This is a genomic window from Pseudomonas sp. TUM25319 (assembly GCF_056388475.1).
Map to the genome: position 1 here is coordinate 1,068,438 of NZ_CM150751.1, position 26,154 is coordinate 1,094,591.

At 62.2% G+C, this 26,154-nt stretch carries 19 protein-coding genes and 1 pseudogene; 8 read left to right on the top strand and 12 right to left on the bottom strand.

The genetic code is table 11. The features are described from left to right. Positions 1–102: 102 nt before the first annotated feature. Complete coding sequence (locus AC05QJ_RS05000) at positions 103–468, bottom strand: PilZ domain-containing protein (protein WP_476745875.1); 366 nt, start codon at positions 466–468, stop codon at positions 103–105. A 194-nt stretch (positions 469–662) separates the two neighbouring features. Between AC05QJ_RS05000 and AC05QJ_RS05005 the strand changes: the two genes are divergently transcribed. From AC05QJ_RS05005 to AC05QJ_RS05025, 5 genes are all read left to right on the top strand, one after another. Next, positions 663–2,729 (top strand): carbon starvation CstA family protein, encoded by a 2,067-nt coding sequence (locus AC05QJ_RS05005; RefSeq protein WP_476745876.1) that lies wholly within the window; start codon positions 663–665, stop codon positions 2,727–2,729. A 15-nt stretch (positions 2,730–2,744) separates the two neighbouring features. Next, the gene (locus tag AC05QJ_RS05010; protein WP_075801516.1) at positions 2,745–2,942 is read left to right on the top strand and encodes a YbdD/YjiX family protein; all 198 of its coding nucleotides are present in this window, start codon (positions 2,745–2,747) and stop codon (positions 2,940–2,942) included. Between the two features lie 88 nt (positions 2,943–3,030). Further along, entirely contained in the window at positions 3,031–3,990 is a 960-nt protein-coding gene (gene yjiA, locus AC05QJ_RS05015; RefSeq protein ID WP_476745877.1) for a GTPase, read from the top strand. Between the two features lie 100 nt (positions 3,991–4,090). Then, on the top strand, positions 4,091–4,465 hold the full coding sequence (locus tag AC05QJ_RS05020; protein WP_476747869.1) for a type II toxin-antitoxin system RelE/ParE family toxin: 375 nt from the start codon (positions 4,091–4,093) through the stop codon (positions 4,463–4,465). Positions 4,466–4,474: 9 nt separating this feature from the next. Then, a complete protein-coding gene (locus AC05QJ_RS05025; protein ID WP_476745878.1) occupies positions 4,475–4,762 on the top strand; it encodes a helix-turn-helix domain-containing protein in 288 nt (95 codons plus the stop codon). Between the two features lie 146 nt (positions 4,763–4,908). On the opposite strand, the gene AC05QJ_RS05030 is transcribed toward AC05QJ_RS05025, so the two are convergent. From AC05QJ_RS05030 to AC05QJ_RS05060, 7 genes and pseudogenes are all read right to left on the bottom strand, one after another. Then, positions 4,909–5,664 (bottom strand): DUF6708 domain-containing protein, encoded by a 756-nt coding sequence (locus tag AC05QJ_RS05030; protein ID WP_476745879.1) that lies wholly within the window; start codon positions 5,662–5,664, stop codon positions 4,909–4,911. Between the two features lie 24 nt (positions 5,665–5,688). Continuing rightward, positions 5,689–6,456: a DUF6708 domain-containing protein gene (locus AC05QJ_RS05035; RefSeq protein WP_476745880.1), complete on the bottom strand. Its 768-nt coding sequence runs from the start codon at positions 6,454–6,456 to the stop codon at positions 5,689–5,691. Next, complete coding sequence (locus AC05QJ_RS05040) at positions 6,449–9,631, bottom strand: T6SS effector BTH_I2691 family protein (RefSeq protein WP_476745881.1); 3,183 nt, start codon at positions 9,629–9,631, stop codon at positions 6,449–6,451. Before AC05QJ_RS05040 ends, AC05QJ_RS05035 begins: the two co-directional genes overlap by 8 nt. Beyond that, positions 9,628–10,293: a hypothetical protein gene (locus tag AC05QJ_RS05045; protein WP_476745882.1), complete on the bottom strand. Its 666-nt coding sequence runs from the start codon at positions 10,291–10,293 to the stop codon at positions 9,628–9,630. Before AC05QJ_RS05045 ends, AC05QJ_RS05040 begins: the two co-directional genes overlap by 4 nt. 180 nt (positions 10,294–10,473) lie before the next feature. Next, on the bottom strand, positions 10,474–10,749 hold the full coding sequence (locus AC05QJ_RS05050) for a hypothetical protein (RefSeq protein ID WP_476745883.1): 276 nt from the start codon (positions 10,747–10,749) through the stop codon (positions 10,474–10,476). A gap of 249 nt (positions 10,750–10,998) precedes the next feature. Then, on the bottom strand, positions 10,999–12,252 hold the full coding sequence (gene glyA, locus AC05QJ_RS05055) for a serine hydroxymethyltransferase (protein ID WP_476745884.1): 1,254 nt from the start codon (positions 12,250–12,252) through the stop codon (positions 10,999–11,001). A 259-nt stretch (positions 12,253–12,511) separates the two neighbouring features. Then, positions 12,512–15,652, bottom strand: a pseudogene (locus AC05QJ_RS05060) (sensor domain-containing protein); the annotation flags it as partial. Between the two features lie 1,091 nt (positions 15,653–16,743). Between AC05QJ_RS05060 and ettA the strand changes: the two are divergent. Next, positions 16,744–18,411: an energy-dependent translational throttle protein EttA gene (gene ettA, locus AC05QJ_RS05065; protein WP_476745885.1), complete on the top strand. Its 1,668-nt coding sequence runs from the start codon at positions 16,744–16,746 to the stop codon at positions 18,409–18,411. A 223-nt stretch (positions 18,412–18,634) separates the two neighbouring features. Then, on the top strand, positions 18,635–19,972 hold the full coding sequence (gdhA, locus tag AC05QJ_RS05070; protein WP_476745886.1) for an NADP-specific glutamate dehydrogenase: 1,338 nt from the start codon (positions 18,635–18,637) through the stop codon (positions 19,970–19,972). On the opposite strand, the gene AC05QJ_RS05075 is transcribed toward gdhA, so the two are convergent. From AC05QJ_RS05075 to AC05QJ_RS05090, 4 genes are all read right to left on the bottom strand, one after another. Then, entirely contained in the window at positions 19,969–20,472 is a 504-nt protein-coding gene (locus AC05QJ_RS05075) for a GreA/GreB family elongation factor (RefSeq protein WP_476745887.1), read from the bottom strand. The two genes, gdhA and AC05QJ_RS05075, sit on opposite strands and share 4 nt — an antisense overlap. 71 nt (positions 20,473–20,543) lie before the next feature. Further along, positions 20,544–20,891: a hypothetical protein gene (locus AC05QJ_RS05080; protein ID WP_476745888.1), complete on the bottom strand. Its 348-nt coding sequence runs from the start codon at positions 20,889–20,891 to the stop codon at positions 20,544–20,546. A 106-nt stretch (positions 20,892–20,997) separates the two neighbouring features. Beyond that, positions 20,998–22,851, bottom strand: a complete 1,854-nt coding sequence (locus AC05QJ_RS05085; RefSeq protein WP_476745889.1) for an Lnb N-terminal periplasmic domain-containing protein — start codon at positions 22,849–22,851, stop codon at positions 20,998–21,000. Between the two features lie 84 nt (positions 22,852–22,935). Continuing rightward, on the bottom strand, positions 22,936–23,424 hold the full coding sequence (locus tag AC05QJ_RS05090) for a DUF3015 domain-containing protein (RefSeq protein ID WP_476745890.1): 489 nt from the start codon (positions 23,422–23,424) through the stop codon (positions 22,936–22,938). A gap of 275 nt (positions 23,425–23,699) precedes the next feature. Here AC05QJ_RS05090 and AC05QJ_RS05095 point away from each other — a divergent pair, with 275 nt between their 5' ends. Further along, entirely contained in the window at positions 23,700–26,138 is a 2,439-nt protein-coding gene (locus AC05QJ_RS05095; RefSeq protein WP_476745891.1) for a Lon protease family protein, read from the top strand. Positions 26,139–26,154 lie beyond the last annotated feature (16 nt).

Sequence of the window (26,154 nt, forward strand, 5' to 3'; positions counted from 1 at the left end):
TAGCGCGAAAAGGCCCTGAAAGGGCCCTTTGGGTGTGTGGAAATACCGGCGGATAAAGCTGATCGACCAGTCAGGTTTAACTGGGTAGCTGGCTAAAAGATCTTAAACTTCGATCAGTTCATGGAATTCCCGCTCCAATTCGGTGCGGTCGGCCAGGTTGAGCTCTATAAGGCGGCGCAGATGCTCCATTGAGTCGATGTCGATATGTAGACAAATGAACCCCAGCTGTGTGTCCTCTATATGGCGCAGTTGCGCCTGCATCGACACCCGTACGTTCTTGTCCAGATCAATCCGCGCATCGAACAGTTGCTCGGTATCGCCATCCCAGGGTTCGGGAGATTCGATCAGAAAGCCTTTGAAGGAAATGTCGAGCAGGTTGACCGGCCATTCCCGGTCGCCTTGGATCAATCGGGTGGGCGCATCGAAGGCAATGCGTTTGAAGCGTCGACGTTCAGTGTGCTCGCTCATGCTCGGCCCTCCGGGTAACGTCTGAACTATAGTCCAGTGCGTGTTCGAGGTGCTTGCCAGCGTCGGCCAAGGGGCGCAATCTTCGATGGTGGCGATGGGCCTTGGAGGCTCTAGACCAACGTTGGGGCTGGCCTTTCCGGTCAGTGTCGCTAGACTCGGAAAGCTACCTTTTATCCACTAGCTGGAAGCGAACCATGAACAACAATAATAGCCTGGCCCGCCATATCCCCTGGCTGGCGCTGGCAGTGATAGGGGCCTGCGCGCTCGGGGTGGTTGCCCTGCGGCGTGGCGAAGCCATCAATGCCTTGTGGATTGTCGTCGCCTCGGTGGCGATCTACCTGGTCGCGTACCGTTACTACAGCCTGTTCATCGCCACCAAGGTGATGCAACTGGATCCGCGTCGGGCCACCCCGGCGGTGCTCAACAACGATGGCCTGGACTACGTTCCGACCAACAAACACATTCTCTTCGGTCACCACTTTGCCGCCATCGCTGGCGCCGGCCCTCTGGTGGGTCCGGTCCTGGCCGCGCAGATGGGCTACCTGCCGGGAACGCTCTGGCTGATCGCCGGCGTGGTCCTGGCCGGTGCGGTGCAGGACTTCATGGTCCTGTTCCTGTCCACCCGCCGCAACGGCCGCTCCCTGGGCGACATGGTGCGCGAAGAGATGGGCCGCATCCCGGGCACCATCGCCCTGTTCGGCTGCTTCCTGATCATGATCATCATCCTCGCGGTGCTGGCGCTGATCGTGGTGAAGGCCCTGGCCGAAAGCCCATGGGGCATGTTCACCGTGATGGCGACCATCCCGATCGCGATGTTCATGGGCATCTACATGCGCTACATCCGTCCGGGTCGCATCGGCGAGATCTCACTGATCGGTGTGGTCCTGCTGCTGCTGTCGATCTGGCTGGGGGGCCAGATTGCCGCCGATCCGGTCTGGGGCCCGGCGTTCACCTTCACCGGTGTACAGATCACCTGGATGCTGGTGGGCTATGGTTTCGTCGCTGCCGTACTGCCGGTCTGGCTGGTGCTGGCGCCGCGTGACTACCTGTCGACCTTCCTCAAGATCGGCACCATCGTCGGCCTGGCCATCGGCATCCTGATCATCGCCCCCGAGCTGAAAATGCCGGCGCTGACCCAGTTCACCGACGGCACCGGCCCGGTCTGGAAGGGCACCCTGTTCCCCTTCCTGTTCATCACCATCGCCTGCGGCGCGGTGTCGGGCTTCCACGCGCTGATCTCCTCGGGCACCACGCCCAAGCTGCTGGACAACGAAACCAACGCCCGCTACATCGGCTACGGCGGCATGCTGATGGAGTCGTTCGTCGCCATCATGGCCATGGTCGCCGCGTCGGTGATCGAGCCGGGCGTGTACTTCGCCATGAACAGCCCGGCCGCCGTGGTCGGTGCCGACGTCGTGTCGGTGGCGCAGACCGTCAGCAGCTGGGGCTTCACCATCACCCCGGAACAGCTTGAAGCAACCGCCCGCGACATCGGCGAGCACACCATTCTGGCTCGCGCCGGTGGTGCGCCGACCCTGGCGGTGGGTATCGCGCAGATCCTGCACCAGGTGCTGCCGGGCGAGAACACCATGGCGTTCTGGTACCACTTCGCGATCCTGTTCGAAGCGCTGTTCATCCTGACGGCGGTGGATGCCGGTACCCGTGCCGGTCGCTTCATGCTCCAGGACCTGCTGGGCAGCTTCGTTCCGGCGCTGCGTCGCACCGAGTCGTGGGGCGCCAACCTGCTGGCGACTGCCGGTTGCGTGGCCCTCTGGGGTTACCTGCTGTACCAGGGCGTGATCGATCCGCTGGGTGGCATCAACACCCTGTGGCCGCTGTTCGGCATCTCCAACCAGATGCTGGCCGGTATTGCGCTGATGCTGGGCACCGTGGTCCTGATCAAGATGAAGCGTCAGCAATACATCTGGGTCACCCTGGTACCGGCAGTGTGGCTGCTGATCTGCACCACCACCGCAGGCCTGATCAAGCTGTTCGACCCGAACCCGGCGGTCGGCTTCCTGGCCCTGGCCAACAAGTACAGCACCGCGCTGGATGCCGGTCAGGTGCTGGCTCCGGCCAAGGACATCGGGCAGATGCAGCATGTGATCTTCAATGCCTACACCAACGCAACCCTGACCGTGCTGTTCCTGGTCGTGGTGTTCAGCATTCTGTTCTTCGCCCTCAAGGTCGGCATCGCCGCCCTCGGCAAGAAAGAGCGCACCGACAAGGAAACCCCGTTCCAGGCTCAGCCGGACGCCTAACCGAGGAATGCAGTGATGTTCAACGACCTGGGTCGACTGGGTAAGTACCTGGGGCAGGCAGCCCGCCTGATGGTCGGCATGCCCGACTACGACAACTATGTCGAACACATGCAGAAGAAACACCCGGACAAGCCGGTGATGAGCTACGAGGCGTTCTTCCGGGAACGCCAGGAAGCCCGTTACGGCGGCAAGGGTGGGCCCAAGTGCTGTTGAAACACAGCGCTCGGCGCCAGTGACAGACCTGTGGGAGCCCGGTGCGCCGGGCTCCCACAGTCATTTTCAGCGTCAGGAGAATTTCCCCGTGCAGTCCCCGATTCCCGTAACCGTGCTCAGCGGCTTCCTCGGTGCCGGCAAGACCACCTTGCTGCGCCACATCCTCAAGGCCGAGCACGGCCTGAAAATCGCCGTCATCGAGAACGAATTCAGCGATGCCGGCATCGACACCCAGTTGCTGGGCGACGAACCGGTCCAGGTCATGACCCTGGCCAACGGCTGCGTCTGCTGCAGCATCCACACCGACCTGACCAAGGCGCTGTTCCTGTTGCTGGAACGCCTGGACAGCGGAGCAATCGCCTTCGACCGGCTGGTGATCGAATGCACCGGCCTGGCCGACCCTGCGCCGGTGGCGCAGACCTTCTTCATCGACGAGGAACTGCGCGAGCGTTACATCCTCGACGGCATCATCACCCTGGTGGACGCGGCCCATGCCGACCTGCACCTGACCCAGGCCATTGCCCAGGCCCAGGTCGGTTTCGCCGACCGCCTGCTGCTGAGCAAGACCGACCTGGTGGACGCTGCCAGCGTCGAAGCCCTGACCGAGCGTCTTGGCCGCATCAACCGGCGCGCGCCGATCCGTGTGGTGGATAACGGCCGCATCGACCTCGCCGAACTGCTGGATGTGCGCGGCTTCAACCTCAATGCCGGCATGAGCCTGCGCCCGGTCACCGCGACCACGACACCGGACCGAATCTCCAGCCTGGTGCTGCGCAGCGAAACCCCACTGGACATCGACCGCCTCAGCGACTTCATGAACGAACTGCTGGAAGCGCACGGCAAGCAACTGCTGCGCTACAAAGGCGTGCTGAGCATCGCCGGCGAAGATCGCCGCCTGGTGTTCCAGGGGGTGCTGAAGCTCTACGGCTTCGACTGGGATACCGAATGGGCCGAGGGCGAGACGCGGGAGAGTGTGATGGTGTTCATTGCCGACCAGTTGCCGGAGGAGAAGATTCGGGCGGGGTTTGCGGCGTTGAGTGGGGGTTGATTAGGACGTTTCTGACTGGTTGATGCCGCCTGATGGCGGCATTTTTTTGCCTTGGATTTTCAAGGCGCCCCGCTGTTGCGGAGCACAACGATCAGTCTTGTTGAAAGGAGTACCATTTTTGGTACACTTCGATTCAAATCCCCAGTCGCTGGTTTTAACGGTCAGGTTTTTTCGGACGGAGGTTGGCAATGAGCCTGTGCGAGAGTGGCTGAGCCAACTGCCACGAGCGTATCGGCAGTTGATTGGAATAGAGATCAAAACGGTGCAGACAGGTTGGCCTCTAGGCATGCCGCTGGTCAGGAAAATGGAACGTGGCCTTTGGGAAATCCGTGTCGATCTGGGTGATGTAGGTGCACGAGTGTTTTTTACGCTTGTGGAGGGGAGCATGGTCCTGCTCCACGGTTTCATCAAGAAGAGTCAGAAAACGCCATTGTCCGACCTGGAAACCGCCAGGCAACGAAAGGCGAAATTGTGAGGGAAGAACATGAGCCAGCATATCGGGTCGGACTTTGACGACTTCCTTGCCGAAGAAGGCCTTGATGAGGAGGTCTCTGCTGCTGCACTCAAGCGAGTGATAGCCTGGCAACTCGAACAGGCTATGAAAGAGCTGAAAATCAGCAAGAAGGCCTTGGCAGAGAGGATGAAAACGAGCCGAGCGGCAGTGGATCGAGCGCTGGATCAAAGTGATTCCGGCATGACGCTGGCAACGCTGGCCAGTGCCGCTCGCGCGCTGGGGCAACGAATAGAGGTCCGCCTGATCCCTGAAGGATAAGCAAGGAGCGCGCCCCTCCCGCGAAGACCGAGGTCAGCTTAGTCGTATCGGACTCTTGCTATTAAGTATCGGCACCTATGCAGGTTGCCCACCTTGATGAGACCGGACAGGCACATGCACTCGGTGCTCCCGGAAAGACATCCTGGTCATGGCGCAGTCCTCGACTCCATATCCATATCGGCGGGCCACTTCACCTTGGGCGCCAGCAGCATGGAGACGTTCGTCCACCAAACGAAGTTGTGGTCCCAAGGGCGACCCGGTGGCGGAAGTGCCTCGGGGCCTTGCTGCATGTAGGTGCAGACGTAGGCCCAGGCATGCTCGTTGGCGCCCATGGCGGTCAGTGGGAAACGATCGATGACTTCGTTGGTGCCAGGCTTGACGATGGACAGTTCCACGCCGCACCGGAACGAAGTTCCAGCGCCTACCGACCAGCGCTCAGCCCGTACTTGCGACCAGTCGTAGGCGACGGGTACCACTCGCCAGCGTTCGAAAGGGTTCCAGATGCGGTATTTGAAGTTGTAGGCGTAGATGCGTTGGCGGGCCCGATTAAAGCGGAGAGGCATATCCCGGGGAGGGGCTACGTCGAACTTCCAAGCGATTAAAGTTAGCCAAACTCCAACGAAAGTAACCGACGCAGATGAGATCCACTCTTCGAGCTTCAAAGTACGTTCGGCCGACAAAGAGCTCCAAACTATAGCGGCCAGTGAAATTACCATGAATGGTAAAAGCCAGATCACCACGCCTCTTAGGAGTGCGGACGCGCGCGGCAGCTCGAGAAAGACTTCATCTTGATGATTCGGGGTATCGAACCCAAGTGCCGGAACTACGACCGGCAACTCATCAGGACCGGGCAGGTCCTCCTTCCAGCCAAAGCAAGGCGGGGCAAGGTTAGGCCTTTTCATGAAAAGCCTTCCTCATTACGTCGCTCATGGCGCAGTCCTCGATTCCAGATCCATATCCGCAGGCCATTTCACCTTCGGCGCCAGAAGCAGGGCGATGTTGAGAGCCGACACATCGTTGTGGTCTTTCGGCGGGCCTGGAGGTGGTAGTGCATCGGGGCCTTGTTGCATGTAGGTGCAGACATAGGCCCAGGCATGCTCGTCAGCACCCATGGTTGTCAGGGGGAAACGGTCGATGACTTCGTTGGTGCCGGGCTTGACGATGGAGAGCACTACACCGCCCTTGATGACCGCTCCATCCGTCGTTGCACCGCGCTTCAACCAGCGTTCGGCCCGGACCTGGGACCAGTCGTAAGCGACCGGCTTCACCCACCAGCGTTCGAAGGGATTCCACCAGCGGAATTTGAAGTTGTAGGCATAGAGGCGTTGGCGGGCTCGGTTGAAGCGTAGGGGTTGATCCCTGGGAGGAGCTACATCGAACTTCCAGAAAATTAGAATCAACCAAATACCAAAGATAGCAAGAGAACCGAATATGAACGACTCTTCACGCCACAGTGTTCGTGTACTTGACAAGTAAATCCACAACATTTCAGCAAGTATGAAGCTACTGACCAGTGCAAACCAGACCAGCAAACCTCTTATAAGTGCTGCCGCTCGTGGCAACTCCAAATAGGTCTCATCCTGATGATTGGGTGCATGGAATCCAAGAGTAGGAATCACAGTTACCACTTCGTCAGGGCGGGGCAGATCCTCCTGCCAGCCAGAGCAGGGGGGAGCAAGTTTTGGGTTACTCATGAGAGCCCCACCCTTGCTTACCGCTAATTTTGTCTTCCTTGACGCCCAGTCGAGCTACTCCGGATTCATCGCTTTTGTCTGGCCAGAAGGACACCTCAAGTTCCAAGGCGTGAAAATCAAGTTTCCCTAAGAAAGAAATGGAACCTTTGATCTCGAGCGTTTCTGACTCGGCATCATGCTGAATTACTGGTGCTGTTGTGGCAGGGAGGTAAGCAGGTTGCTTCCATGATGCAGGAGCAGGCAGAGAAGCATTAGTGCTATCACTCCGCCCACCAGCGATAGTCTGCCCCGGCACCTCTCGCTGCCGGTACGCCCACAATGCCCATTCATAGCGCGAGGCGTCAGCTTTGTAGCCTGGCAAGACGATTTTGTAGTCTATGAACCCACCTGAGCCTAATATCTCCTTACCTCGCGCTTGGATCTGATGGACTACGTCAAGCTGCGCAATCAAACCCAGCAGCGCCGCATTCAACGCGCCGATGGCTGTATCCATTTCGTGCGATTCCACCCAGCGTCGGTGCTCGACAGGCAGCCCCCAGAGCGAATGTCTTGCCCAGAACTCCAGAGGCTGCGACTCCAATCTTTTCGCCCACACTGCAAGTCCAAAAGCAACAAAGCCCACAAAAACAGCGATGGCGAGCGGGCCGAGAAGCATGCTTGTCCCGCCAACAGAACCTAATATCCCAGCCCCTGCCGACAACGCAGATGCAAGAGTCGCCCCCATGTAAGCACCACTTGCAGCTTTATCACCAACTTTTCCAGTCCGAACCGCTGCCAGCGCATACTGCACCCCTTCCACCGCACTCGCCACCGACACAATCGCCCCGCCGTATTGCAGAATCCGGCTTCCCAAGCCGATCTTCTCCAGCCCCCCAGCAGTGCGAACCGCAACCTTCAAATCCGGCCGCAGCATCTGAATAGTCCCACCAACAATCTCGACCCCCGCCCCCATCACCCCGACCGACGCCGACAGCACCGCCGCCACCGCTTCGTCATGCTCGTCGCCAATCGTCTTGAGCATGTTTTTGTAGCTCCTGCGCAGCGCATCCTGCTGGAAGTACAGGCTGCCCAAGGCCATCCCCACATTGGCCGCACCGGTCCCGTTGAAATTCACGGCATTGCGCATGTTGCGCATCGAATCCCCAACCAGCACACGGGCGGCTTCAGCATCGAGGCTGAGGCGGTGGGCCAAGTCCGTCATACCGGCCTTAAAGGCATAACCGTCGATGTTGACGCTGCGCAGGGCATCGTCGAGGCCGCCTCCCAGTTTGTCCAGGCGGGCCTTGAGGCTTTCGGCGCTTTCCGTCGTCCATACGACGACATCGATCAATTTGGCGTGGCTGCTGGCCAGTGCCGGGGCAATGCTATTGCTCAGCAGCATGGCCCGAACCTTGCGCTCGGCCGGCTTGCGGAACTGCTGGTCGACTTTGCTGGCAACCCGCTCGACACCCTCGTAGAGCACTTTGTTGAGCAGCGTGAGGTACTCGCCCGCCTTGAGGGGTACGGTGATCCGGGTGGTCTCGAGGCCGTAATAGCGCAGCCAGGCCTTCCGGTGCAGTTCCAATAGCAATGTTCTGCTCTTTTCCGATAACTGCTCCCCGAGGGCATTGCTGGCAATTGCAGCAGCGCTGAGCAACTGGCTGACGGCGTTGGCAATGCCTTTGTCGCCCTCGACTCCGCCGATCAGGGTCTTGCCGCCGTGGAAAACCCGGGTCTGCTCGTCGCCAGCCAGGTCGTGGAAGAACTGTTCGAGGCCCGTCCGGTCGCGGTCCCGCATGGCCTTGTGGAACAAGCTGTCCTGATCTTCCAGTTGCTCCAGCCAGAGGCTGCGCGTTGCGCCGGGCTGCTTGGCGGTGCGGGACTCGGTGACGCCGCCGGCCTGACACATCGCCAACATGCAGAGAAAGCCATCATGCGATTCAGTGACATGGCAGTCGTAGTCATGGAGCGCCGCCAGCCGGAACGCCGCGCCATCGTGATGGTCGGCATAGAGCTCGGCGACGTCGTCTACAGTCTTCTGCCAGGCCGCCAGGGTCTTGTCGTACTTGTCCTGGAACGTCTTGCGTTTTTCTTCGTCGTAGCGCTCGTCGAGCCGTTTGTGGGCATCGGCGATTGCCTCGGTGCTCCGGAGCTTCTTCTCCTGCTCCAGATCGAGGGCCGGCAGGGGGGGCATGTAGTAAGGGTACCCCTCAGACTCGGTGAATCTGTTGTGGCTCTCCCGGTGCTCGAACACTGCCTCGGCCCCCTTGACCGCACGGTCATGCGCTCTTTTGACCTGAAACTGACGGATGCCGAGCAATGTCTGCGAGGTGAAAAGCTCGAAACACCGTTGCGGTTCGGCCATCCATTCCTGCATGGCCTGATAGCGCAACAGACGCTGGTTATTCATTTCCTGGACCATACCAACAGGATCGGGCAACACCAGGGCCAGTACACCCTTGGGCAACTGGTATTCCTTGGTCACGGCCCGCACATGCCCGGCCATGGCACGCAGCCGGTGATTGCGCGGATAGAAGCCGTGCACGCTGCAGAAATCGCCGGTCATGGACTGGGCATATTCAAGAACCTGGTGCAATTGCAGGTCGGTTTCGGTCATGGCGATGCCGACGCTGGCCGGGTCGTCGCGGGCGACCTTGAGGTCGAGCTTGTAGAAACGGTCGTGCAGGTTCATGCCGTCGACCACGTCGCCGCGCTTGTAGGCGTGCAGCACCTCCCGGGGCCAGGGATCGTTGGAGATGGCCAGCCAGGCGGTGGAGTACCGGTGGGTATTGATATTGATGAAAGCGGCGGGAATGTCGTGGTCCTGCTGGAGGCAGAGCTCGCTCAAGGGCACCGGTTCCTCGCGCGGGATCTGGAGCGCCGGGAACTGGCGCAAGGCGCCCTCGGGGGTAATCTGGTAGGCCTGCCAATACGTGCGGTCGAGCAGGACATAGAGGAAGCCCCGGCGCAGGATGCGCGGCTGGTCGGGCACCATGCGCACGGCCGTGACCTCGGAGTCACCAGACACCGGCTGGGCGTGGACTTGCCAAGGCTCGGGGGCGTAGGCGGCGCGCAGCGGCAGGATGGGCAGTCCCCAGCGCTGGCAGGTCATGCAGCGTTCGAGGGGGACCGGATCGGCTTGCTCGGTGGCCGCCTCGAGGTTGAGCTCGGGCTTGAAGTTGATGTCGAAAGTCATGAGTAATCCTCCGCTCGTGGCAGCTCGGCAAAGATGCGTTTCCAGTCGTTCGGGGTGTATTTCGTGAAATGGCTCAGCAGGTCTCTATCGCCCGCCCGCACTTGGGCGATGGCGTTCTGGATATCCGGGTGCTGTGGCAGATCGGGGTGATAGAACACCCGGTGCAGACTGAGGACGATAAGGTCGCGACTGTCTTTGAGCCCGAGCCTGCGGGCATCGCGGATCAGGCGAAAACCGTGCACACCGGCCTGGGGCGGCAGCACTGATTTGCCCCTCCAGCCCCACGGCGCAAATACCGGCGGGTTCTGCACCGCATACCGCCAGACGCCCAGGAACCGCCGAATCACCGGCGCCAGTTGCTGGGTCTCGCGGACCAGTTTGGGAAGTCCCGAATCAGGGAAGTAGTGGGTGCTGCGTATCTGGGTGTAGCCCTCTTCCCAACTGACCGGGAAAAGCCACAACCGGATCGGCCCCAGCAAGTCGCCTGCCTGGGCCCCCATTGCGCCGACCAGCAACTCCAGCCTCAGGGGTTCGAACCAGGGCGAGGGCCAGCCGTCTTCGGAGGCGATGGTTTCGCAGCGGGTCGCGATATGGCTGGCGATGACTTCCAGCGGCTGCTCACTGGCCAGCCTAGCCGCAGATATAGCGCCGGTTGTAACCAAGGTCCCATTCGGCGTATTTGGCGCTGAGCTCAAGGTAGTGCGGCGACACCTCCTCGCCTGGTGCGGCCAGCTGTATCAGCGCCGGGCAACACTCGGGGGAGTGGCTGAGGTCTGGCCTTAGGCTCTGTACGAAATGCATCCGAACTCGCCCATGCTGCGTTGAAAACAGGCTCGGAATGCTCATTTACAGCCAGTAAACTCCGCTTCCTCGCCTGTTTTCGCCTTGCCTGGCCTTCGCTCGAATACATTTCGTACAGAGCCTAGTACCCGCGTGACTGCGCTGGCGCCCAGTGACTTGATCAGCGACGGCACACTGAGCGGATGATCCAGCGCACATTCGGCCTGCCCGTCCACCAGCAGGTAGAGGTAGTCATCCGGATTACGGGATTGCTCGGCGAAGTTGGTGACGGTGTCTCTGGGATTGGGGGCGGACTGGACGGGATGGGCGCTGGCCATTGGAATTCCTTGGGGAAGAAGTTCCGTGCAAATCCTGAAGGCCGGTCAGTGGTGGGTATATAGGAAAAATCCCAAGCAAAAGGACGAAATGACTGTGCGTTCGTGAAGAGGCGTTTGCTGAGGGCGTGGCTGCAGGTCGGGAACAGCGTTGCCGCTGCCCGCGATAAGGCCGTCAGCAGCCCTCGAAACCCAGGCACAAAAAAACCGATGCCGGTCACCCGGCATCGGTTTTTTCATTTCAGCCCTGAATCAGTTGCCGTAAACCGGCAGCTTCTTGCAGATGGCTTTGACTTTCTCGCGAACAGCGTCGATTACCGCTTCGTTGTTCAGGTCAGCCAGGATGTCGCAGATCCAGCCGGCCAGTTCCTTGCACTCGGCTTCCTTGAAGCCGCGAGTGGTCACTGCCGGGGTGCCGAAGCGCAGGCCGGAGGTGACGAACGGGGAGCGTGGGTCGTTCGGGACGGAGTTCTTGTTCACGGTGATGTAGGCGCGACCCAGGGCGGCGTCGGCGTCTTTACCGGAGATCTCCTGCTTGATCAGCGACAGCAGGAACAGGTGGTTCTGGGTACCGCCGGAAACCACGTCGAAACCGCGCTCGATGAACACGCCGGCCATGGCCTGGGCGTTCTTCACCACTTGTTGCTGGTAAGCCTTGAACTCAGGCTGCAGCGCTTCCTTGAAGCAGATGGCCTTGGCGGCGATCACGTGCTCCAGCGGGCCGCCCTGGGCGCCAGGGAAGACCGCGGAGTTCAGTTTCTTCTCGATGTCGGCGTTGGCGCGAGCCAGGATCAGGCCACCACGTGGACCGCGCAGGGTCTTGTGGGTGGTGGTGGTGACGACGTCGGCGAACGGAACCGGGTTCGGGTACACGCCAGCGGCAACCAGGCCGGCAACGTGGGCCATGTCGACGAACAGGTAGGCACCGACCTTGTCGGCGATTTCGCGGAAGCGGGCGAAGTCCAGGACCTGCGAGTATGCCGAGAAACCGGCCACGATCATTTTCGGCTTGTGCTCGACTGCCAGGCGCTCGACTTCGTCGTAGTCGATCAGGCCGTTGCCGTCGATGCCGTACTGGATGGCGTTGTACAGCTTGCCCGACGAGCTTACGGCGGCGCCGTGGGTCAGGTGGCCGCCGTGGGCCAGGCTCATCCCGAGGATGGTGTCACCGGCTTGCAGCAGGGCCAGGTAGACCGCGGCGTTGGCCTGGGAACCGGCGTGCGGCTGGACGTTGGCGTAATCGGCGCCGAACAGTTCCTTGGCACGGTCGATGGCCAGTTGCTCGACCACGTCGACGTACTCGCAACCACCGTAGTAGCGCTTGCCTGGGTAGCCTTCGGCGTACTTGTTGGTCAGAACCGAACCCTGGGCTTCCATCACGGCTGGGCTGGTGTAGTTTTCCGAAGCGATCAGCTCGATGTGCTCTTCCTGGCGCTGAGCTTCCTGCTGCATGGCTTCGAAGAGCTCGGCGTCGTACTTGGCAATGGTCAAATCACGGCTGAACATGGCGGTCCTCAAGGATCGGGCTGAAATAGGCGGGCATTCTACCCCATAGACTTTTGTCTGGCATATGAAAGGGGATCATCTGGCAGACAAATGGGGTTCAAGAGGAGTTGCAAGCTTCAAGCTGCAAGCCGCAAGAGAAGAGCGGTACGGTGTCGCCGCACGAACTCTTGCTTCTCCGGGGCAACCTGTTGGGCCTGAGCGCAGACGGAAGGGCACCGCGATCCGCTTTTTCTTGCAGCTTGCAGCTTAAAGCTCGCCGCTATTCGAGCATGAACAGCGTCTCGTTGCTGAACTGCGCCTCGAACTGGTTGGCCGGCATCGGCCGGCCGAACAGGTAGCCCTGGACCTCGTCGCAGCCGTGCTCACGCAGGAACTCCAGTTGCTCGTGGGTTTCCACGCCCTCGGCGATCACCGCCAGGTTGAGGCTGTGGGCCATGGCGATGATCGCCCGGGCAATCTGCGCGTCCTGCTCGCCTTCCGGCAGGCCATCGACGAAGGTGCGGTCGATCTTCAGTACGTCGATGGGGAACTGCTTGAGGTAGTTGAGCGACGAATAGCCGGTGCCGAAGTCGTCGACGGCAATGCTCAGGCCAAGGTTCTTGAGGCTGTCGAGGATCTGCATCGCTTCGTTGACCTCGCGCATCAGGATACTTTCGGTCAGCTCCAGTTCCAGGCACGCCGGCGGCAGGCCGGTTTCGCCGAGGATGGTGGCGATCCGCGTGCCGAGCTGGCCGTCGGAGAACTGCCGCGCCGAAATGTTCACCGACACCTTCGGCACCCGGACCCGCGCCTGGTGCCAGGCCTTGAGCTGGCGACAGGCTTCGGCAATCACCCAGTCGCCCACATCCACCACCAGGCCCAGCTCTTCGATCACCGGGATGAAGTCGCCCGGCGGCACCAGTCCACGCTGCGGATGACGCCAGCGCAGCAGCGCCTCGGCGCCGGTCAGGCGCTTGCCGTCGCCGCTGAACTGCGGTTGGTAATAGAGGATGAACTCGTTCTGTTCCAGGGCATGGCGCAGGTCGCTTTCCAGTTCCAGGCGCTCCAGGGCGCTGGCGTTCATGTCCGCCTGGTAGAACTGGAAGTTGTTCTTGCCGCGTTCCTTGGCGTGGTACATGGCGGTGTCGGCGTTCTTCATCAACTGGCTCAGCTCGCTGCCATCCTGCGGGCTGAGGGCGATGCCGATGCTGGCGGTGACGAAGAACTCGCGGTTCTCCAGGACGAACGGCCTCACCAGGCTGCCGAGGATCTGCTCGGCCACATGGATGGCACGGTTCAGCGCCATGTCCCGGGTCGCCCGCGGCTGCAGCAGCAGGGTGAACTCGTCGCCGCCCATGCGCGCCACGGTGTCGTCGTCATCGACGCAGTCCAGCAGGCGCTCGGCCATGTCCTTGAGCATGCGGTCGCCGGCGGCGTGGCCCAGGGAGTCGTTGATCGGCTTGAAGCGGTCGAGGTCGAGGAACATCAGCACCACCCACGACTTGTGCCGCTCGGCCTGCTGCAACGCGGTGTGCAGGCGGTCCTGGAACAGTGTGCGGTTGGGCAGGTGGGTCAGGGCGTCGTAGTAGGCGAGGCGGTGGATGCGCTGCTCGCTGGCCTTGCGTTCGCTGATGTCGGTGAAGAAGCACACGTAGCTGGCGAGGTCGCCCTCGTCGTCGAGCACCGCGGTGATGCCGACCCAGGCCGGGTAGTGCTCGCCGTTGCGCCGCTTGAGCCAGACTTCGCCCTCCCAGGTGCCGCGCTGGTGCAATTGCTTGAGCACATAGCGCAGGTGGGCTTCCTGCTGTTCGTCGACCGTGAGCATGCTCGGCAACTGGTCGAGGACATCGCTGACTGCATAGCCGCTGACCCGGCTGAACGCTTCGTTGGCCTGGACGATATAGCCGGCCGGGTCGGTGATGAGGATTGCCGAGGTGGAGTGCTCGAAGACCGTCGCGGCCATGCGCAGGTCTTTTTCCGCGCGGCGTTGCTGGCTGATATCGCGGCCGACGCCGAGGATGCCGCCGAACTGGTCGTGTTCGTCCCAGACCAGCACCAGACGCAATTCGATGGGGATCTTGCGGCCGTCGGCACGCAGGCAGTCGAACAGGAACAGCTGGGTCGGAACCTGGGTGCGCAGGGCTTCCAGTTGCGCGGCGTCGCCCAGGGCGCGGTTGACCCGCTCCACCAGGGCCGACAGGCCGGACAGTTGCCCTGGGTTGGCGATGGTCGATTGCCAGCCGTTGTTGAAGATCCAGTCGACGTCGTAGCCCAGTACCGTGCGCACCGACGGACTGACGTAGTTCAGGCGCAACTGATCGTCGGTGGAGAAGATCACGTCGCTGATGCTCTCGGCGAGCATGCGGTAGCGCTGCTCGCTGTCGCGCAGCGACTCGCTGGCTTCCAGCTGGTCGGTGACGTCTTTGGCCACCCCGATGATCCGCGTGACATGACCCGTCGTGTCGCGGGTCAGGGCCTGCTCACGGATGTCATAGCGGCGCCAGCGCTGGTCATGGTGACGGAAGCGCAACTGGCAATGCAGTTGCTCGACATAGCCGGTCTGACGCTGGTGCTGGCGCAGGCTGCGATAGAGCTCGGCGTCCTCGGGGTGCAGCAGGATCTCCCAGAAGAACTCACCCATCTGCGCCAGCTCGTTGCGCGCGTAGCCGAGGGTCTGGCCGAGATGCCGGTTGCTGAAGATCATCCGCATGCTCTGCACGTCCTGGACGTAGAGCTGGTCCGGCACGGTACGGACCACGTCGGACCAGAAACTCTCGCGCTCCAGCAGCGACAGCTCGACCCGCTTGCGGCTGGTGATGTCGCTGATGCTGAGGATCACCGCATGGTAGTCACGGCGCTCATCTGGAAAACGCACCATCAGCCACAGGTGTTGCTCCAGGCCTTGGGGCCCGGGCAGGCGGACTTCCAGCTCGAGTTGCGCCTGATTGTCGAGAACGGAGCTGACCAGTTGCAGGCCGATGCCGTCGTTTTCCAGGGCGCTGCCGGCCACCAGATGGCGCCAGGCACCTTCGCAGCAGTCCACGCCGAGCAACTGCAGGGCAACCTGATTGACCTCGGTGACTTTCAACTCGTGCAGCAGGATCTCGCGCAGTGCCGGGTCCAGTTCCAGGCGCTGCTCCAGTTCCAGGCGACTGCGCAGGCGCAGGCGGTCGAGCATTGCGGTCAGGCCCGAGAGGTCCAGCACGCACAGTGCCACCCCGGTGCCTTCGAAAATGTCCTGGTAGCGTCGCCGACCTTCCTGCAGCACCTGGTGACGGCGGCGCATATTGATCAGCGCCAGCAACGGCAGTAGTGCACAGAGCACGCCGAACATGGCCTTGCCGATCAGGGCCGGAAGCAACTCGCGACGGCTGCGTTCGGCATCGTAGAGGCCGCGCAGTTGCCAGTCGCTGTTGTCGAGGAAAGCCAGCATCACGCTTTGCAGCGGTTCCACTTCGCTGTCGGGTGCCGCAACCGGCTGCGCCGTGGGGTGTTCGCTGAGCACCTGTGCGGTGCGGCTGTTTTCCAGTTGCCAGCGGGTTTTCCCGTCATGTCCCAGGCGGCTCGCCAGTTGTTCGTACCACACCGGCTGGAAGCGCAGCAGCCAGTAACCGTCGGGCGCGTCGCCGGGCTGGCGCAGCAGCAGATAGACGAAGGTGTTGTCTTCGGCGTTGCTGAAGCGGTGGGTGTGATCGCGGTTCTGCCGCAGCAGTTCAGCCATGGCCGCCTGGTCTGGCGTGTTGTTCATGCTGTCGCGCAGGATGCGCCCTTCGCTATCCATCCAGGCCAGGCTGTGCAGGGCAGGCAGACGCTGGTGGGCACGGGTGAACAGCACCGGCATGTCGGTTTCGTCGGGTGCCGCAGTGCCGGACGGCAGCAGGTTGAGCGCGGTCTGTGCCTCGAGGGCCAGGCTCAGGTTGAGGCGATCGGCCAGCTCGGCGCTGGCATCGACGCTGTGCTGGCGGCGATCGGCGAGGGTGTGGTGATACTGGTCGATCATCTGCCAAAACAGCAACGCCAGCAGCAACAGCACCAGCAGGGCCAGCGCGCCTTTCAGCGATCCGCGCAGGGACTGACCCGACGCAGTGGGGGCTTTGCGCAAGGAAGACGACTGAGTGAGATTGGTCAAACGGTGATCCTGCGGTATGGCTGGCCGTGGCGCAGCAGCCCGTGGGCAATGCCGACCACACGGGCGGCGATCTGAGGGCTGCACTATAAGCCTGACGCCCGAAGGGCGGCTAGCATGCCCTGAGTTGTGGCAAAGTGCCAGTCCTGTTCGTCGGCGACACCGCTCGCGCCGTGGGAGCCACTGCCCGCGGCCGCCCAGTTCGGGTAACCTTACGGCCTTCGACTACGCGACAGAAACGGGTGAGGCCGTTGCCTGAACCCGCCGCGCGCCTGCCTGGGGAGTATTCCGCCGACGCAGCGACGCGGCCGTCCCCCGATACCCGGTTTATTCAAGCTCCGTCCTGGCGACGGGGCGTTTCCAACGATTCGAGCGAGGTCCGCATTTTGGCTCAATACGTTTACACCATGCACCGGCTGAGCAAGGTTGTTCCGCCCAAGCGTGAAATTCTCAAGAACATCTCCCTTTCCTTCTTCCCGGGCGCCAAGATCGGCGTGCTCGGCCTGAACGGCTCGGGTAAGTCCACCCTGCTGAAAATCATGGCTGGCGTCGACACCGAGTTCGATGGCGAAGCCCGCCCGATGCCCGAGCTGAACGTCGGTTACCTGCCCCAGGAGCCGCAACTGGATCCGTCCAAGACCGTGCGTGAAGTGGTCGAGGAAGCGGTCAGCGTGATCAAGGACGCCCAGGCCCGCCTGGACGAGGTCTATGCGGCCTACGCCGAGCCGGATGCCGACTTCGACAAGCTGGCCGCCGAGCAGGCCAAGCTGGAAGCCATCCTGCAGGCCAGCGACGGCCACAACCTGGAGCGCCAGCTGGAAGTTGCCGCCGATGCGCTGCGTCTGCCGGCCTGGGATGCCAAGGTCGAACACCTGTCCGGTGGTGAAAAGCGTCGGGTCGCCCTGTGCCGTCTGCTGCTGTCCGCTCCGGACATGCTGCTGCTCGACGAACCAACCAACCACCTGGACGCCGACTCCGTCGCCTGGCTGGAACACTTCCTCCACGACTTCCCGGGCACCGTGGTCGCGATTACCCACGACCGTTACTTCCTGGACAACGTCGCCGGCTGGATTCTGGAACTCGACCGCGGCGCCGGCATTCCTTACGAGGGCAACTACTCTGGCTGGCTGGAAGCCAAGTCCGAGCGTCTGGCCCAGGAATCCAAGCAGCAGTCGGCTCATGAAAAGGCCATGAAGGAAGAGCTGGAGTGGGTGCGCAAAGGCGCCAAGGCCCGCCAGTCCAAGTCCAAGGCTCGTCTGCAGCGCTTCGAGGAAATGCAGTCGCAGGAATTCCAGAAACGCAGCGAGACCAACGAGATCTACATCCCGGCCGGCCCGCGCCTGGGCGACAAGGTCATCGAATTCAAGAACGTCTCCAAGGGCTACGGTGACCGCGTGCTGATCGACAACCTGTCGTTCACCATGCCAAAAGGCGCGATCGTCGGCGTTATCGGTGGTAACGGTGCTGGTAAATCCACACTGTTCCGCATGCTGATGGGCAAGGAACAACCGGACTCCGGCAGCATCGAGATCGGCGAAACCGTGCAACTGGCCTGCGTCGACCAGAGCCGCGAAGACCTGGACGGCAACAAGACCGTGTTCCAGCAGATCTCCGATGGTTCCGATCAGATCCGCATCGGCAACTACGAGATCCCGTCGCGGACCTACGTCGGCCGCTTCAACTTCAAGGGCGGCGACCAGCAGAAGTTCGTCAAGGACCTCTCCGGTGGTGAGCGTGGCCGTCTGCACCTGGCCCTGACCCTGAAAGAGGGTGCCAACGTCCTGCTGCTCGACGAACCGTCCAACGACCTCGACGTCGAAACCTTGCGTTCGCTGGAGGAAGCCCTGCTGGACTTCCCGGGCGCCGCCATCGTGATTTCCCACGATCGCTGGTTCCTGGACCGCGTTGCGACGCACATCCTGGCGTACGAGGATGACTCGCAGGCGGTGTTCTTCGAAGGCAACTACACCGAGTACGAAGCGGATCGCAAGAAGCGTCTCGGCGACGCAGCTGCCCAGCCGCACCGCGTACGCCACAAGAAGCTGGCCCAGTAAGGTCGGTTATTGATGCACAGGAATGGGGCCCTTGGTGGCCCCATTTTTGTGCCTGTGAATCAGGTCTGTGCCAGCGATGAGGCCATCGAAGGCTGTATACACTTACAGAAATGCACCAAAAAAATTCATAAAAACGACATTTCGCCCTATTCCAGTGCGATTGCTTCTTGGTAAAGTCCCGAAAAAACCAAAAAGTCCAACTCCCTCGGTGAGATGTCTACTCATGATCGAATCTGTCGACCATTTCCTCGCGCGCCTGAAACAGCGCGATCCTGCCCAGCCCGAATTCCATCAGGCCGTCGAAGAAGTTCTCCGCAGCCTGTGGCCGTTCCTCGAAGCCAACCCGCATTACCTCGAAGCCGGCATTCTCGAACGCATGGTCGAGCCCGAGCGCGCCGTACTGTTCCGCGTCTCCTGGGTCGATGACGCTGGCAAGGTCCAGGTCAACCGCGGTTACCGCATCCAGATGAGCAGCGCCATCGGTCCTTACAAGGGCGGCCTGCGCTTCCACCCGTCGGTGAACATCGGCGTGCTGAAGTTCCTTGCCTTCGAACAGGTGTTCAAGAACTCCCTGACTTCGCTGCCCATGGGCGGCGGCAAGGGCGGTTCGGACTTCGATCCGAAGGGCAAGAGCGACGCGGAAGTCATGCGCTTCTGCCAGGCCTTCATGAGCGAGCTGTACCGCCACATCGGCGCCGACCTCGACGTGCCTGCCGGTGACATCGGCGTGGGCGCGCGCGAAATCGGCTTCATGTTCGGCCAGTACAAGCGCCTCGCCAACCAGTTCACCTCGGTGCTGACCGGCAAGGGCATGAACTACGGCGGCAGCCTGATCCGTCCGGAAGCCACCGGCTACGGCTGCGTGTACTTCGCCGAAGAAATGCTCAAGCGTGAAGACAAGCGTATCGACGGTCGTCGCGTTGCCATCTCCGGTTCCGGCAACGTTGCCCAGTACGCTGCGCGCAAGGTCATGGACCTGGGCGGCAAGGTTATCTCGCTGTCCGACTCCGAAGGCACCCTGTTTGCTGAAGCCGGCCTGACCGACGAGCAGTGGAACGCGCTGATGGAGCTGAAGAACGTCAAGCGCGGCCGCCTGAGCGAACTGGCCAGCCAGTTCGGCCTAGAATTCCGTGCCGGCCAGCGTCCATGGAGCCTGCCGTGCGATATCGCGCTGCCGTGCGCGACCCAGAACGAACTGGACCTGGAAGACGCCCGTGCACTGCTGGCCAACGGCTGCATCTGCGTGGCCGAAGGCGCCAACATGCCGACTACGCTGGAAGCAGTGGACCTGTTCATCGAAGCCGGCATCCTCTTCGCTCCGGGCAAGGCGTCCAACGCCGGTGGCGTTGCGGTGAGCGGCCTGGAAATGTCGCAGAACGCTATGCGCCTGCTGTGGACCGCCGGTGAAGTGGACAGCAAGCTGCACAACATCATGCAGTCGATCCACCACGCCTGCGTTCACTACGGTGAAGAAAACGGCCGTATCAACTACGTCAAGGGCGCCAACATCGCCGGCTTCGTGAAGGTCGCCGATGCCATGCTTGCTCAAGGCGTAGTCTAAGTTTCGGGCTCCGGCTCGATGGCGACGACTTCGATCAACTGATCGCCCGCCGGTCGTCGCCACACAATCTCGTCACCGGGCGCCGCTCCCAGCAGCGCCCGGCCCAACGGGGAACCCCAGTTGACCAGGCCGGCAGCGATGTCGGCCTGGTCTTCCCCCACCAGTTGCACCTGGTGCTCCCGGTCCTGCTCATCGGCGTAGGTCACCCGGCTGCCGATCTGCACCTTCTTTCGCGACGTTGCCGCCGGCACCACCTGGGCGCTCTGCTGCCGGGCGCTGAAGTAACGCAGGTCTCGTTCGGTATCGGCCAGGCGCTGTTTGTCGGCCCGTTCACCCTGGGCGAGCAGTTCGCTACGTAGCTGGTTGAGTTGCGCCACCCGCTGCTGCAGGTGTGTCAGCCCCTGGGCGGTGACGTAGTTGGGCTGGTCGCTGACCTTGCGCTCCACCGGTTGGCTGGCCTGCGCGGCGGCCTGGTCTTCGTTGACGAATGCACGGCTCATGAACGGTCTCCTTTGCCAGAAGACCATGCTGGCAGGGTCACGGTTTCAGTGGATGTCCATTCGCGACCTTTTCAGCGCCGATAGGCGCGGGCAGCGTCACGGTCCTTTTCCTGTTGCCATTGTTCTTCCCGTTCATCCCAGTGACGGTTGTAGTAGTTCTGCTGGTCCTGGCGCTGGCGCATGGCCTGGCACTGGCGAAAGCCGTCGTCCCAGCCGGTTTCGTACTGGCGCTCGTGGAGATAGCGCGGCACGTCCTTGCGGAATTCTCCCGCCATCACCCCGGCGGCCTGGCGGCCACTGCCGCAACCGTCCTGGAAGCCATCGGCGTACGCCGGTGGATAACCCCGGTCGAGCAATTGCTGGTGGGTTGATTGGCAACCGGCCAACAGTAACAACAGAACAAACGCGTACCGCCGCATCGCAACACTCTCCGCATGATCGGAAAAGTCTAGGTGCGGGATTGTCAGAGTGCCGTCAAAAGACCGTGAAACTGTTGCGATGAGGCCTTGAAGAGCGGCATCAAGCTCAGTAGTTGTACCACTTCAGTTCCAGCATCACTTCGTTCTGTGCAGTCGCCAACTGGCTGAACTCCCGCTTCGCGCTCAGGCGCAGGCCCAGGCTGTCGCTCAGTTCCCACTGCTGGTTCAGGCTCAGGCTGCGGCGCACTTCACCGTTGATGAAGTAGTCGCCCTTGGCCTCCAGGCTCAGGTTGCCCAGCCCGTTGCGCCACAGCACGCCGGTATTGAAGCCCGCTGCGGGGGCGATGAACTGGGCGAAGTCGTTGTGATGCTCGACCCGCACCGTGCCGAGGGCGAAGCCGAGCATGTCATCGCCCAGCGTCCAGGTGCCGCCGGCGCCGCCGTTGACATGGCTGACCAGCACTTCGTCGTCATGCTTGCCCGGCACTCGCTCCAGGCCGCCCGCCACCTGCCACGACCAGGGTTGCAGCAGGTCGTTGCGCGGTGTCAGCGAGCGGATGGTCGCAAGGTCGAGGCGCTGCACCTGCCAGTCGTTGCCCTCGTACTGGCGCAGCTTGAGCTGGAGGATCTCGATCTGTGCGCCCAGCGGGAAGCCGTACAGGTTGTCGTTGAGATCGTGATAGGCCATGCGCAGGCCGTACTCGGCGAAGGCGCGGTCTTCGCGGGTGCCGACGCCCAGTTGCCAGGTCCGTGACTGGTGACCGTCTTCCGGCAGCCCCGGGCGTTCGACCTGAAGCGGCGGTGGCGGATTGCGGTTGATCGCCCGCAGCAGTTCGAAACTGCGTCTGGCCTGCGCCGGATCACGCTCCTGGCCGTTGGCGCGGTAGCGTTCCAGGCGGTAGGCGGCATCTTGCACCAGTGCCTGGCGATCACGCGGCAAGCTGGTGAACTCGTGGGTTTGCAGATGGCCGGTATCGGCGGCGATGGCCAGCACTTGTTGCTGCTCGGCCTTGTCCAGGGGCGCGGCGCGGTCCAGCAACTCGCGTTCGCGGGAGGGACGGTAGTCGGTGCGCTCGACCAGCCCGGCCTGCTTGACCGCCTTCACCGTATCGGTGGGGATGGCGGTGAGCGGGAATTGTGACGTCAGGTCGAGGCTCGGGCGCGCCACTTGCAGCAGTTCGAGCAGGCGGTAGGAGCAGTTTTCATCAAAGAAGAAGTAGTCGAAGCGGATCTGCTTGAGCTCCCAGATGTGCTCGACCATGCGCCCGGTTTCCTCGGGCGTGAGGTTCAGCCGGTATTCCCACAGGTCGCGGTTTTCCAGGCTGCGGTATTCGGAGAGTTTTTCCTGGTAAGGCACCAGGGCGAAGAGGCCGGGGTAACCGCCCATCAGGCCCTTCCAGGCGTAGAGAATGCTGTTGTCGTTGCCTTCGATGTAGGCGCCGAAGTTGACCGCGTAGCTGAGCAGGGCGGTTTCGTTGCTCTGCACGTCGGCCTGGTCGATGCGCAACAGGGTGTGGCCGAACATCGACGACGGGCTGTTGAGATAGGCGGCCGGGAAGATCAGCACCGCGCTGTGCGGCGAGACATCCTTGAACCACTGTTGGTATTCCTTGCACGCTGGCGCCGGCAGGTCGTTCAGTTGCAGTTGATCGCGCAACCAGCGGGTGCGTGCCGGAAAGACACATTGCGCATGCTGCTCGCCCTTGCTGGCAGGCTCGTAGAGGGCCTTGAGGGTCGCCGCCAGTTCACGGTCGGGGTGATGGGCGCCGTCCTCGGCGAGGAAGAATCGCGTGTCGTCGACATAGCTTCGCCAGCCGCCCAGCTTGCCGGTCTCGTAATGCCCCAGGCTGATCCAGTAGGGATCGGCGGCCAGCCGTTGCAGGCGCGAATCGTCCATGAAGGGTGCGGCGTGCAGCGGGGCGCAGGCGAACAGCGCCAGATAGGCGAGGCGTTTGAGCATGTCGGGCAACTACGTCTTGAATGAAGCCGATATTAGGGACGATCCGGAATATCCCGCCCCGGACCGGGGCGGGATGAGCAGCGCTTAGGCCGGGGTCGCGTACTTGGCCAGGCGCGCGTCGGACTTGAGGACAGCGAGGGTATTGGTGTGAACGTCTTCGGCGGTGATGTCCGCAGTCTTGAAGATGTCCTGGAAGTGCTGGTGGGTGACAGCGGCGAAGTGCGCGCGGTCTTCCGGTGCCACGCCGAGTACCACGGCATAGGTGGTCAGGGCTTCGCCCTGGCCCTTGGCCATGTCTTCGGAGAGCTCGTTCATCATGCCGTTCATGGCGAACCAGGACTTGCCGCCATAGGTCAGTGCGGCGTTGGTCGAGCAGCCGTTGGTGCCCGAGGTCATGCCGAAGGTTGCGTTGCCGGACGTGCCGTTGGTGGTGGAAGCGAGGAAGTGGGCAGGCGTGCCGCGTTGCCCTTCGAACAGCATGTTGCCCCAACCGCAATCCGGGCCGCCCGGCGCCTGGGCCATGGCGTTGATCGAAACTGCGGTGAACAGAGTACCCAGAAGAATCCGTTTCATAGCTTTGTTCTCTTTCTGATTGTGCAAACCAAAGGTCAGGGTTGTCTGGCCTGCCAGGGCTGGCGTTGCCAGATCGGGTCCGGTTATCACCCGGCCGCGCAGTGTATGAGTTTAGGCAGCTTCCACGGTTCCGCGATTAATTGCGAAATATTGCTTTAACGCCCTTGACTCATAACGCTTTCGAGCCTTGTGGGCAAATGCGCCAAGAGCCTTGCAACGCGGGCGCTGGCGGCGCCAGAATGCCGACATCTGCCCCGCCGAAGTAAGGAAGCCCGATGCCCGATCCTGTCGCTGCGAGCCTGCGTCTTGCGCCCGAAGCCCTGACCCGGCCGTTTTCCGCTGAACAGTTCGCTTTTTCCACAACCAATGATCTGGAGCCATTTCGCGGTGTGCTGGGCCAGGAGCGTGCGGTCGAAGCCTTGCAGTTCGGCGTCGCCATGCCACGTCCGGGATACAACGTTTTCGTCATGGGCGAGCCGGGCACCGGCCGCTTCTCGTTCGTCAAACGCTACCTGAAGGCCGAAGGCAAGCGCCTGCAGACCCCGTCGGACTGGGTCTACGTCAACAACTTCGACGAACCGCGCGAGCCCCGTGCGGTGGAGCTGCCGCCAGGCAGCGCGAACACGTTCATCGCCGATATCGGCGGCCTGATCGACAACCTGCTGGCGACCTTCCCGGCGGTCTTCGAACACCCGTCCTACCAGCAGAAAAAGAGCGGCATCGACCGCGCCTTCAACCAGCGTTATGACCGCGCCCTCGATGTGATCGAACGCGCTTCGCTGGAAAAGGACGTGGCGCTGTATCGCGACAGCAGCAATGTCGCCTTCACCCCGATGAGCGACGGCAAGGCCCTTGACGAGGCGGAATTCGCCCAGTTGCCGGAAGCCGAGCGCGAGCGCTTCCACGAAGACATCGCCGAGCTCGAGGAGCGCCTCAACGAGGAACTGGCCAGCTTGCCGCAATGGAAGCGCGAGTCGAACAACCAGTTGCGTCAGCTCAACGAAGAGACCATTACCCTGGCCCTGCAGCCGTTGCTGGCGCCGCTTTCTGAAAAGTATTCGGAGAACGCTGCGGTCTGCGCCTACCTGCAGGCCATGCAGGTCAACCTGCTGCGCACCGTGGTCGAGCAATTGGTGGATGACGCCAAGAGCGACGCCGCCGCGCGCAAGATGCTCGAAGAGCAGTACGCTCCGAGCCTGGTGGTCGGCCATTCGGCCAGCGGCGGTGCGCCGGTGGTGTTCGAGCCGCACCCGACCTACGACAACCTGTTCGGCCGTATCGAATACAGCACCGACCAGGGTGCGCTGTACACCACTTACCGGCAGTTGCGCCCCGGCGCCTTGCACCGGGCCAATGGCGGTTTCCTGATTCTCGAAGCGGAGAAGATGCTCGGCGAGCCCTTCGTCTGGGACGCCCTCAAGCGCGCGCTGCAATCGCGCAAGCTGAAGATGGAGTCGCCGCTGGGCGAGCTGGGCCGCATTGCCACCGTGACCCTGACGCCGCAGATGATCCCGCTGCAGGTCAAGGTGGTCATCATCGGTTCGCGCCAGTTGTACTACGCGCTGCAGGACCATGATCCGGACTTCCAGGAGATGTTCCGCGTGCTGGTGGACTTCGACGAAGAAATCCCGATGCATGACGAGAGCCTCGAGCAGTTCGCCCAGTTGCTCAAGACCCGTACCAGCGAGGAAGGCATGGCGCCGCTGACCGCCGATGCGGTGGCGCGCCTGGCGACCTACAGTGCACGTCTGGCGGAAAACCAGAAGCGTCTGTCGGCGCGGATTGGCGACCTGTTCCAGTTGGTCAGCGAAGCGGACTTCATCCGCCACCTGGCCAACGACGAGCAGACCGACGTCGGTCATATCGAGCGTGCGCTCAAGGCCAAGGCATTCCGCACCGGACGGGTGTCGGCGCGGATTCTCGACGACATGCTGGCGGGCATCATCCTGATCGATACCGAAGGCGCGGCGGTGGGCAAGTGCAACGGCCTCACCGTGCTGGAAGTGGGGGACTCGGCGTTCGGCGTGCCGGCGCGGATTTCCGCCACCGTCTATCCCGGAGGCAGCGGCATCGTCGACATCGAACGCGAGGTCAACCTTGGCCAGCCGATCCACTCCAAGGGCGTGATGATCCTGACCGGTTACCTGGGCAGCCGCTACGCCCAGGAATTCCCGCTGGCGATTTCGGCGAGCATCGCCCTGGAGCAGTCCTACGGCTACGTCGATGGCGACAGCGCGTCGCTGGGCGAGGCGTGCACGCTGATCTCGGCGCTGTCGAAGACACCGCTCAAGCAATGCTTTGCCATCACCGGGTCGATCAACCAGTTCGGTGAAGTGCAGGCGGTGGGCGGGGTCAACGAGAAGATCGAAGGCTTCTTCCGCCTGTGCGAGGCTCGCGGTCTTACCGGCGAGCAGGGCGCGATCATTCCGAAGGCCAACGTCGTCACCCTGATGCTCGACGAGCGTGTGCTGCAGGCGGTACGTGCCGGGCAGTTCCATATCTACGCGGTCAGTCAGGCCGACGAAGCCCTGAGCCTGCTGGTGGGCGAGCCTGCCGGCGCGCCGGACGAGAACGGCGAGTTCCCCGAGGGCAGCGTCAACGCCCGGGTGGTGGAGCGGCTGCGGGTGATTGCCGAGATGATCAGCGAGGAAGACCTCAAGGAAGCCGAGAAGGAACAGGCAGAGCAGGCGCTGGCGGAGGTCAAGCCGGCCTGATGGAGCAGTGGCGGGC